Origin of the sequence: Streptomyces sp. NPDC006197 (assembly GCF_040613865.1) — a bacterium.
GTDB lineage: Bacteria > Actinomycetota > Actinomycetes > Streptomycetales > Streptomycetaceae > Streptomyces.
Window position 1 is genome coordinate 1 of record NZ_JBEXSZ010000214.1, and the last position, 10323, is coordinate 10323.

Below are 10323 nucleotides of genomic sequence, written 5' to 3' on the forward strand. Positions count from 1 at the left end.
GCCCGGGTGCTCACCGGCGACGTCGCCGGTGAGGACCAGCCGGTGAGGACCACCGCGTGGTGACGACGGTGACCGACCTGACCAAGGTCATCGACGGCGTGCGCACCGTGGTGGTGTTCGACCAGGACTTCAACGGCGACGAGATCCAGGAGTCGGAGCTGGCGTTCTTCGCCCAGGACAAGCGCGGGACGGTCTGGCGCCTCGGGGAGTACCCGGAGATCTACGAGAACGGCCGGTTGGTCGGCGCGCCCGACACCTGGATCTCCGGCGTGGAGGGCGCCAAGGCGGGCATCGCCATGCTCGCCAGGCCGCGGGTGGGCACCCCCACCTACACCGAGGGCCTGGCGCCCGAGATCGACTTCCTGGACTGCGCCACGGTGTTCCGGACCAACCAGAACGTCTGCGTCCCGGTCGGCTGCTTCAAGCACGTCCTCGTGACGGACGAGTTCGCGCCGCTCGACCCCGAGGGCGGCCACCAGCGGAAGTCCTACGCGCCGCACGTGGGCAACATCAAGGTGGAGCCCGTGGGCGAGGCGAACCCGGAGACGCTGGCGCTGACCGAGTTCACCCGGCTCAGCCGCGAGGAGCTCGCGGACGTCCGCGAGGAGGTGTTGCAGCAGGACGCGCGCGGCTACGAGATCAGCCCGGACGTGTACGGCACCACCCCGCCCGCGCAGCCTGCCCGCCCGAAGGGGCTGCCGGTCCTGCCGTAGTACGGGGCCGGTGAGGGGCGTGCGGCACCGCGCGCCCTTCAGCTCCGGTGCGGGCGACGCGGGTCACAATCGGGGCATGCGCGTTCTGATCGTGGACGACGAGGAGCGCTTCGCCGAAGGGCTCCGCAACGGCCTGGAGGCGGAGGGCTTCGCCGTCGACGTCGCCCTGGACGGCACGGACGGCCTGTGGCGGGCGCGCGAGCACGCGTACGACGCCATCGTCCTCGACATCATGCTCCCCGGCCTGAACGGCTACCGCGTCTGCGCCACCCTGCGCGCCGAGGGGAACTGGACCCCGATCCTCATGCTCACCGCCAAGGAAGGCGAGTGGGACGAGGTGGAGGGACTCGACACCGGCGCCGACGACTACCTGACGAAGCCCTTCTCGTACGCCGTGCTGCTCGCCCGGCTGCGTGCGCTGCTGCGCCGCGAACCGCGCGAGCGTCCCGCCGCCCTCACCGCCGGTGACCTGCGGCTCGACCCGGCGGCCAAGGAGGCGTCCCGGGGCGGGGTACGGGTCGAGCTGACCGCCCGTGAGCTGGCCCTCCTCGAGTTCCTCCTGCGCCGGCGCGGCGAGACCGTGTCCAAGCAGGAGATCCTCGCGCACGTCTGGGACGACGCCTTCGAGGGCGACCCGAACATCGTCGAGGTCTACGTCCGGCACCTCCGGAACAAGCTGGACCGGCCCTTCGGCCGGGCGTCCATCGAGACCGTGCGGGGCTGCGGCTACCGCCTGTCCCCCGACGGAGGGTAGGCGGCCATGGGCGTGCGGTTCTGGTCGGCCGTGGCGGCCGTCCTCGTCGTGGCGGTGGGCCTGATCGCGGGAGCGGTGGCCCTGATCGCCCTCCTGCGGGCCGAACTGACCGACGATGTACGGCAGACCGTGCAGGACCGGGCCGAACAGGTGGCGGCCGTCATCGAGTCGGGGCGCGGGGTGCCGTCGCTGACCGTGAGCGGGCAGGACGAACAGTTCGTCCAGGTCCTGGACGCCCGGGGGGACGTGGTCGCCGGCAGCCCGAACGCCGAGGACCTGCCGCCTCTGGCCGACCCGCGCCGGGGATCCGAGTTCACCCTCACCACACCGCTGGACGAGGACCGGTTCCTGGTGGTGGCGGTGACCGCCGAAGGGCCCGGCGGGGACCGGACCGTACTGGTGGGGCAGACGCTGATCGCGGTCGACGAGTCGACCCGGATCGTCACCCGGCTGCTGGTCACGGGGCTGCCGCTGCTGATGCTCGTGGTGGCCGGCGCGACCTGGACGGCGGTCGGGCGGGCGCTGGCGCCCGTGGCGGCCATCAGATCGGAGGTGGAGGCGATCTCGGCGGCGGAGCTGCACCGCAGGGTGCCGCTTCCGCCCGGCCGCGACGAGATCGCCCGCCTCGCCACCACCATGAACCGCATGCTGGACAGGCTCGAACGGGCCCAGAGCGCCCAGCGCCGGTTCATCTCCGACGCCTCCCACGAGCTGCGTTCCCCGGTGGCGTCCATCCGCCAGCACGCCGAGGTCGCGCTCGCCCACCCCGACCGGCTGACGGACCGGGCGACGGGCGAACGGCTGGCCAGGACCGTGCTGAGCGAGGACCTGCGGATCCAGCGGCTGGTCGACGACCTGCTGCTGCTCGCCCGTGCCGACGAGGAGGCGCTGCGCCCCCGGCTGCGGCCGGTGGACCTCGACGACCTGGTCCTGGACGAGGTGCGCCGACTGCGTCGGGCGGCGCCCGGGCTGCGGATCGGTACGGCCGGGGTGTCGGCGGCGCGGCGGCGGGCGGACCCGCGGGGCCTGGCCAGGGTGGTGCGCAACCTGGGCGACAACGCGGCCGGGTACGCGCGCTCCGAGATCGCCTTCGACCTCGCCGAGCAGCCGGACGGCCGGGTGGTGCTGGGCGTGGAGGACGACGGTCCGGGCGTGCCGCCGGCGGACCGCGAGCGGGTCTTCGAACGGTTCGTACGCCTCGACGAGGCGCGGTCCCGCCGGCCGGGCGACGGGGACGACGCGGACGACGCCGGCGGCAGTGGACTCGGGCTCGCCATCGTCGCCGAACTGGTCGCGGCGCACGGCGGCACGGCCACGGTGACCGACGGACGGCTGGGCGGGGCCCGCTTCGAGGTGACGCTCCCGCCGGACCCGGAGGACTGAGACCGGGCCACCGCTCCTGAAGGCCGGTTCAGTTCCGTTCAGGCTCCTTTCAGCACCCGGGTGGAAGCCTCGGTGTCACGGCAGAGGAGGCAGTCATGAGGACCAGATACCCGGCGGCCGCGGTGAGCGCGGCCCTGGCCGCGACCCTCGCGACCGGCGGCTGCACCGCCAGCGCCCTCGGCGGCGGAGCCGCGAGCGGGACCCCCTCGGCAGGCACCGACTGCGTACGGATCGTGGAGGAGAACGGCAAGAAGACCGACGAGTGCCTGCCGCTCGCCCCGGAGCAGAAGCGGGTCGACCGGGGCACGCCCGTGTTCAGCCACCCGACCGACATCACCAACCCGCTCCACGCCAGTTCCAGGATCCAGCAGGTGATCTACGACGGTCAGGTCGACGAGAAGCCCTTCCGCACCGAGCTCACGCTGCTGCCCGACATCAAGACGATCACCGTGAACGGCGAGCAGGTCCGGGCACGCACGCTCCAGTACGTGTCCTTCTCGGACGGGCGGGTCCAGGAGGTCGCGACCGACTGGTTCGCGCAGGCCGACGACGGATCGGTCTGGTACCTCGGCGAGGACGTCTTCAACTACGAGAACGGCGTGGTCGAGAACACCGGCGGCACGTGGCAGGCCGGGAAGACCGGACCGGCCGCGATGATCATGCCCAAGGACCCGAAGGCCGGTGACGTCTACCGGCCGGAGAACAGCCCGGGCACGGTCTTCGAGGAGGTCACCGTCAAGGCCGTCGGGCAGACGGTCCCCGGGCCGTACGGACCCGTCAAGGGCGCGATGAGGACGTCCGAGATCAACCTGGACGGCACGCGCGAGGACAAGGTCATCGCCCCCGGGTACGGCGAGCTCACCATCGACGAACCCGGCCCCGACCTGGAGGCGATCTCGCTGGCCGTACCGACGGACGTCGTACCGGGCCCCGTACCCGCCGAGCTCATGACCCTCTCGACAGCGGTCCGCGCGGCGCACGTCGAGGCGACCGACGCGTCCGTGGCGAAGGTGCGCGCCTCCTGGGACGCGTACCGGGCCGCCGACCGCGTGCCCCAACTGCTCGCCCAGCAGATGGACCGGGACCTCGACTCGCTCACGGCGGCCGTCAAGGCGCGCGACGCCGCGCTCGTCCGCGGTGCCGTGCTCCGGGTCGCCCAGAACGACCTCGACCTGCACCTGCGCCATGAACCGCTCGCGACCGTCGAGGCGGCCCGGATGGAGCTGTGGGCGCGCCAGTCGACCCTGGACAGCGCCGCCCGGGACACGGGCGCGATCGCCGGCGACGCGACCAGCCTCGAACTCACCTGGGACCGGGTCGAGCACGGCACGGACCCCGCCCGGGCGGCCCGGATCGACGCCGCGCTGAAGGCCTTGCGCGAGGCCGCCGACCGCAAGGACGCGCCGGCCGCCCAACAGGCGACGGCCCGGCTCACGTCCGCCCTGTAGTCCGACGGCGAGGGTCAGCGGGTGAGTGCCGGGATGACGGTCGAGCCGTACGCGTCGATGGTGCCCTCGCGGTTGTCGTGCATGTCGTAGACGGCGAACTGGTCCACGCCGAGGTCCTTGAGGTGGCGGAGCTTGTCGATGTGGGCCTCGGCCGGACCGAGGAGGCAGAAACGGTCGACGATCTCGTCGGGGACGAACTCGGTGTCGGGGTTTCCGGCGCGGCCGTGGTGGGAGTAGTCGTAGCCGTGCCGGTTCTTGATGTACGCGGTGAGCTCCTCCGGCACCATCGACGAGTGTTCGCCGTACTTGGCGACCAGGTCGGCGACGTGGTTGCCGACCATGCCCCCGAACCAGCGGCACTGGTCACGGGCGTGGGCCAGGTCGTCGCCCACGTAGGCGGGGGCGGCGACGCAGACGGTGAGCGCGTCGGGGTCGCGGCCGGCGTCGGCGGCGGCCTGCCGGACGGCCTTGACCATCCACTCGGTGAGGAAGGGGTCGGCGAGCTGGAGGATGAACCCGTCGGCCTTCTGCCCGGCCAGGGCCAGCGCCTTGGGCCCGTACGCCGCCATCCACACCGGCAGCTTGCCGTCCTTCACCCAGGGGATGCGGACCGGGTTGCCGTCGACCTGCGCCTCCCGCCCCTCCGCCAGGTCGCGGATGACCTCGATGGCCTCGCCCAGACGGGCCAGGGTGTTGGGCTTGCGGCCGGCGACGCGCATCGCGGAGTCGCCGCGGCCGATGCCGCACACGGTCCGGTTGCCGTACATGTCGTTGAGGGTGGCGAAGGTGGAGGCCGTCACCTCCCACGTCCGCGTCCCCGGGTTCGTCACCATCGGACCCACGTGCAGCTTGGTGGTGTGCTCCAGGATCTGGCTGTAGATGACGAAGGGCTCCTGCCAGAGCACGGCGGAGTCGAAGGTCCAGCCGTAACGGAAGCCGTTGCGCTCCGCCCGGCGCATCAGGCCCACGACCTGCGAGGCGGGCGGGTCGGTCTGCAGGACGAGTCCGAAGTCCAACGTCGTTCTCCTAGTTCAGGTACTGGCAGGTGGAACGCGGCACGAACGTGCCGTGACCGGCACGGCCCACGTACTTGCGCTGTTCGACGACCACCTCGCCGCGCGAGAGGACGGTCTCGACCTGGCCGGTGACCGCCTTTCCCTCGTACGCCGAGTAGTCGACGTTCATGTGGTGCGTCTCGGCCGACAACGTCTGCGTCACGTGCGGGTCGTAGATGACGATGTCCGCGTCGGCGCCCGGCGCGATCGTGCCCTTCTGCGGGTACAGGCCGAACATCCGGGCCGGGCTCGCGCAGGCGATCTCGATCCAGCGGCGACGGCTGATGTGCCCGTCGACGACGGCCTGGTGGAGGAGGTCCATGCGGTTCTCCACGCCCGGCAGACCGTTGGGGATCTTCGAGAAGTCCCCCCGGCCCAGCTCCTTCTGGCCGACGAAACAGAACGGGCAGTGGTCGGTGGACACCACCTGGAGGTCGTTCGTCCGCAGCCCCCGCCACAGGGTCGCCTGGTGCTCCTTCGGCCGCAGCGGAGTGCTGCACACGTACTTGGCGCCCTCGAAGCCCGGCTCCGCGAGGTTGTCCGTGGAGAGGAACAGGTACTGCGGGCACGTCTCCCCGAACACCGGCAGTCCCTTGTCGCGGGCGGCGGCGATCTCGGCGACGGCCTCCTCGGCGGAGACGTGGACCACGTACAGCGGGGAGCCGGCGACGCGGGCGAGCTGGATCGCCCGGTGCGTCGCCTCCGCTTCCAGCAACGCCTTGCGGACCTCCCCGTGATAGCGCGGATCGGTCTCGCCCCGGGCCAGGGCCTGCTCCACCAGGACGTCGATCGCGATGCCGTTCTCCGCGTGCATCATGATCAGTCCGCCCGTGTCACCGGCCTTCTGCATCGCCCGCAGGATCTGCCCGTCGTCCGAATAGAAGACCCCCGGATAGGCCATGAACAATTTGAACGACGTCACGCCGTGCTGGACGAGCTTCGGCATCTCCTTCAGCGTCGACTCGTTCACGTCCGACATGATCATGTGGAACGCGTAGTCGATCGCGCAGTTCCCGTCCGCCTTCGCGTGCCAGGCACCCAGGCCGGCTTCCAGCGCCTGCCCTTTCGACTGCACGGCGAAATCGACGATCGTCGTCGTCCCGCCCCACGCCGCAGCCCTCGTCCCGGTCTCGAACGTGTCCGACGCGAACGTGCCGCCGAACGGCAGCTCCATGTGGGTGTGCGCGTCGACACCGCCCGGGATCACGTACTTCTGCGACGCGTCGATCACCCGGTCGGCCGTCCACTGCTGGCTTCCCAGCGCCGCCAGCGCCACCACCCGGCCGTGCTCGATCAGCACGTCCGCATGCATCTCCTCGGCGGCCGTGATCACGAGACCACCGGTAATCAGAGTCCGAGTCATTTCCCGAAGTTCCCTTCCCGGGTGATGCCCTCCTGGACGACCGTGCCCGTCTCCTCGCGCGTGTGCTCGTTCACGTCGGAGAGGGGCATGGGGAAGGCGTGGTCGATCGCGCGGTCGCCGTCGGCCTCGGCGTACCGGGCACGGAGTTCGTCGACCGCGGTGACGGCGAGGCCGCCGCGGACGAGGGTGCGGGTGCTCACGGGACTTCTCCCCTGCCGACTAGAGGGATCCGAGGGCCTGTTCGAGGATCGCGGCGCCTTCCTCGGCCTCGGCGACGGTGAGCGAGAGCGGTGGGGCGATGCGCAGGGTGCTGGTGTTGTGGCCGCCGCCCTTGCCGATGAGGAGGCCGTTCTCGCGGGCGGCCTCCAGGACGGCGGTGGCCGCGTCCGGGTTCGCCCGGTCGGTGCCCGGTTCGGTGAGCTCGATGCCGATCATCAGTCCGCGGCCGCGGACCTCCCGTACCTCCGCGACCCCCGCCGCGGCGGCCCGGACGCGCTCGATGAGGAGACCGCCGACGCGGCGGGCGTTGCCCTGGAGGTCGTGCTCCAGGAGGTAGGAGAGGTTGGCCAGGCCGGCGGCCATGGTGATCGGCGAACCGCCGAAGGTGGAGATGGAGTTGGCGTCGAGGCAGTTCATGACCTCGGCGCGGGCGACGACGCCGCCGATGGACATGCCGTTTCCGATGCCCTTGGCGAAGGTGAGGATGTCGGGCGGTCCGGCCTGGCCGTGGGCCTGCCAGCCCCAGAAGTGCTCGCCGGTGCGGCCCCAGCCGGTCTGCACCTCGTCGGAGATCCAGAGGATGCCGTGCCGGTCGAGGACGCGGCGGAAGGCGGCGTAGAGGCCGTCGGGCGGGGAGGTGAAGCCGCCGACTCCCTGGATCGGCTCGGCGATGAGGGCGGCGACGCCCGCGCGGGTCTGACCGAGCATGTCCTCCAGGTCCGCGACGCACGCCTCGACGAACCGCTCGTCGGTGAGCCCGGCGTACGGGCCGCGGCCGCGGACGCCGCCGTGCACGTACAGGGTCTGGAGCGGCGAGAGGCCGGTGGGCGACCAGGCGCGGTTGCCGGTGATGCCGATGGTGGAGAAGGAGCGGCCGTGGTAGCTGTTGCGCATCGCCAGGATCTGGTTCGAGCGGCGGTACGTGGTGGCGAGGAGCAGGGCCGCGTCGTTGGCCTCGGTGCCGGAGGTGGTGAAGAAGACGCGGGCGTCGGGGATGCCGGAGAGGCCGGCGACGCGCTCGGCGAGCTCCACCATGGGGCGGTTGAGGTAGAGCGTCGAGGAGTGGATGATCCGCCCGGCCTGCTCGGCGACGGCCTTGGTGACCTCGGGCAGGGCGTGGGCGGTCATGGTGGTGAGGATGCCGCCGAAGAAGTCGAGGTACTTGCGCCCTTCGGCGTCCCAGACGTGGCGGCCCTCGCCGTGGGTGATCTCGATGGGGTCGCGGTAGTAGAGGGCGATCCAGTCGGGGATGACGGCCTTGTGCCGGTCGTACAGGCTGCTCACGGCTGCACCAGCCCGTCGTACGCGTCGGGGCGGCGGTCCCGGTAGAAGGCCCATTGCTGGCGGACCTGCTCGATGAGGCCGAAGTCGAGGTCGCGGACGACGAGTTCCTCCGCCTTGTCGGAGGCGACGTCGCCGACGAACTGGCCGCGCGGGTCGACGAAGTAGCTGGTGCCGTAGAAGTCGTTGTCGCCGTACTCCTCGATGCCGACGCGGTTGATGGCGGCGACGAAGTACTCGTTGGCGACGGCGGCGGCGGGCTGCTCCAGCTGCCAGAGGTAGGAGGAGAGTCCGCGGTGGGTGGCCGAGGGGTTGTAGACCAACTGCGCTCCGTTGAGTCCGAGTTGGCGCCAGCCTTCCGGGAAGTGGCGGTCGTAGCAGATGTAGACGCCGACCCGTCCGACGGCGGTGTCGAAGACCGGCCAGCCGGCGTTGCCCGGGCGGAAGTAGTACTTCTCCCAGAAGCCCTTGACCTGGGGGATGTGGTGCTTGCGGTACTTGCCGAGGTAGCTGCCGTCGGCGTCGATCACGGCGGCGGTGTTGTAGTAGAAGCCCTCGCCCTCGACCTCGAAGACGGGGACGACGATCACCATGCCGGTCTCGCGGGCGAGGTCCTGCATCCGGCGGACGGTCGGGCCGTCGGGGACGGGCTCGGCCCAGCGGTAGTGCTCGGGCTCCTGGACCTGGCAGAAGTAGGGCGCGTTGAAGACCTCTTGGAAGCCGATCACCTTGGCACCCTGCCGGGCGGCCTCGCGGGCGTGCTCCTCGTGTTTGGCGATCATGGATTCGGTGTCGCCGGTCCAGGTGGCCTGGACGAGTGCGGCGCGTACGACGTGGGTCATGAGCTGCTCCTTCGGCGCGGCGTCAGAGAGCCTCTACGCACGTAGACGCGGTGCGTAGGAGGAGAACGTAAGCCCCGTCACACCCCGGAGCAAGACCGCCGCCGTGAAGCGGCCGGGTCGATCATGTTTCATACCCGAGTGGTCCACGTCGGACACCTACCGACACGTACGGACCAGTACGGATTGCCCCCGGTCACGGGCGGCCCGACGCAGGCGGCCGGGGGCGGCGGCCCGACGCAAGCGGCCGGGGGCGGCGGCCCGGCGCAGGCAGCCCGACGCAGGCGGCCCGGCGAAGTGGCCGGGCGAGGTGGCCGGGCGAGGTGGCCGGGCGAGGTGGCCGGGCGAGGTGGCCGGGCGCAGGCAGCCCGGCGCAGACAGCCCGGCGAGGTGGCCCGGCGCGGCAGCTCGACGCAGGCGGCCCGGCGAGGTGGTCCGGCGCAAGCAGCCCGGCGCGGCGGCCGGGCGCAGGCAGCCGGGGGCGGCAGCCCGACGCAGGCCGGCCCGGCGAGGTGGCCCGGCGCAGGCAGCCCGGCGCAGGCGGCCCGGCGCGGCGGCCGGGGGCGGTAGCCCCGGGCCGCCGGTCGGGGCGTCGGCTTGTGCGCCGGCGAGGTGGCGGGCGCGGCGTGCCCGTAGGGCCGCTCACGTCCGCGCGGCGGCCCGCCCGCCGTCCGTCACGCTCCCGCCAGGCCCGCCACCCTCAGGGCGTGGAGCAGGTCGCGTTCGCGCGACGGGGACACCTCGCGGGCCGCGGCGAGAAGTTGGGGGACCAGGACGTGCGGGTCCGCGTCCGCGAGACGGGCGGCGTCCTCGGGGGCCCTGACCCGGACGAACGCGGTGAGCAGGGCGTGCGCCTCGCGGTGGTGGCCCTCGGCGCGCAGCGCGGCGCACGCGCCCGCGAGCTCCTCGGCCGGGCGGGCCACGCCCTGCCGGAGCAGCTGCTCGCAGTCGGCCGCCCGCCCCGCGTCGGCGAGCACGCCCGCGACGGCGGCGAGCCGGGCGGGCGGCAGCGAGGCCGCCTCCCAGAGCAGGGTGGACCAGTCGGCGCCGAGTCCGGCCCGGTGCAGCCCCGCCGCGAGGGCGGGCAGCCGGGCCGGCGGTCCGGCGAGCGCTTCGCAGAGCAGGACGTGCGCCTCTCCGCTGCGGCCCCGCGCACGGAGACGCCGGAGGGCGTAGACCGCGTTGGCCGCGGCGCGGTCGGCCTCGGCGGAGTCCGTGGCGGGGGCCTCGGCCACGGGGGCGGGTTCGGCGGCGCCGCCGAAGCGGGC

Annotated in this window: 9 protein-coding genes and 1 pseudogene; 4 read left to right on the forward strand and 6 right to left on the reverse strand. The window is 72.4% G+C overall.

All coding sequences use genetic code 11. The features are described from left to right. The first annotated feature begins 56 nt into the window (after window positions 1-56). The 4 genes from ABZ318_RS37300 (at window position 57) to ABZ318_RS37315 (ending at window position 4298) form a co-directional block, all read left to right on the forward strand. Window positions 57-713: a hypothetical protein gene (locus tag ABZ318_RS37300; RefSeq protein WP_356906864.1), complete on the forward strand. Its 657-nt coding sequence runs from the start codon at window positions 57-59 to the stop codon at window positions 711-713. A gap of 76 nt (window positions 714-789) precedes the next feature. Beyond that, the gene (locus ABZ318_RS37305; protein WP_356906865.1) at window positions 790-1467 is read left to right on the forward strand and encodes a response regulator transcription factor; all 678 of its coding nucleotides are present in this window, start codon (window positions 790-792) and stop codon (window positions 1465-1467) included. Between the two features lie 6 nt (window positions 1468-1473). Further along, entirely contained in the window at window positions 1474-2850 is a 1377-nt protein-coding gene (locus ABZ318_RS37310) for a HAMP domain-containing sensor histidine kinase (protein ID WP_356906866.1), read from the forward strand. A gap of 95 nt (window positions 2851-2945) precedes the next feature. Continuing rightward, the gene (locus tag ABZ318_RS37315) at window positions 2946-4298 is read left to right on the forward strand and encodes a hypothetical protein (protein WP_356906867.1); all 1353 of its coding nucleotides are present in this window, start codon (window positions 2946-2948) and stop codon (window positions 4296-4298) included. Window positions 4299-4312: 14 nt separating this feature from the next. Here the strand turns inward: ABZ318_RS37315 and ABZ318_RS37320 are convergent, their stop codons facing one another. The 6 genes and pseudogenes from ABZ318_RS37320 to ABZ318_RS37345 form a co-directional block, all read right to left on the reverse strand. Continuing rightward, window positions 4313-5314 carry a TIGR03842 family LLM class F420-dependent oxidoreductase gene (locus ABZ318_RS37320; protein WP_356906868.1) on the reverse strand — a complete coding sequence of 334 codons (1002 nt, stop codon included), beginning with the start codon at window positions 5312-5314 and terminating at the stop codon, window positions 4313-4315. A gap of 10 nt (window positions 5315-5324) precedes the next feature. After that, a complete protein-coding gene (gene hydA / locus ABZ318_RS37325) occupies window positions 5325-6716 on the reverse strand; it encodes a dihydropyrimidinase (RefSeq protein WP_356906869.1) in 1392 nt (463 codons plus the stop codon). Next, a complete protein-coding gene (locus ABZ318_RS37330) occupies window positions 6713-6916 on the reverse strand; it encodes a hypothetical protein (RefSeq protein WP_356906870.1) in 204 nt (67 codons plus the stop codon). Before ABZ318_RS37330 ends, hydA begins: the two co-directional genes overlap by 4 nt. A gap of 19 nt (window positions 6917-6935) precedes the next feature. Further along, the gene (locus ABZ318_RS37335; protein WP_356906871.1) at window positions 6936-8219 is read right to left on the reverse strand and encodes an aspartate aminotransferase family protein; all 1284 of its coding nucleotides are present in this window, start codon (window positions 8217-8219) and stop codon (window positions 6936-6938) included. Further along, on the reverse strand, window positions 8216-9058 hold the full coding sequence (locus ABZ318_RS37340; protein WP_356906872.1) for a nitrilase-related carbon-nitrogen hydrolase: 843 nt from the start codon (window positions 9056-9058) through the stop codon (window positions 8216-8218). The genes ABZ318_RS37335 and ABZ318_RS37340 overlap by 4 nt, the downstream gene beginning before the upstream one ends. 671 nt (window positions 9059-9729) lie before the next feature. Next, a pseudogene (locus ABZ318_RS37345) lies at window positions 9730-10323 on the reverse strand (UL36 very large tegument protein); the annotation flags it as partial.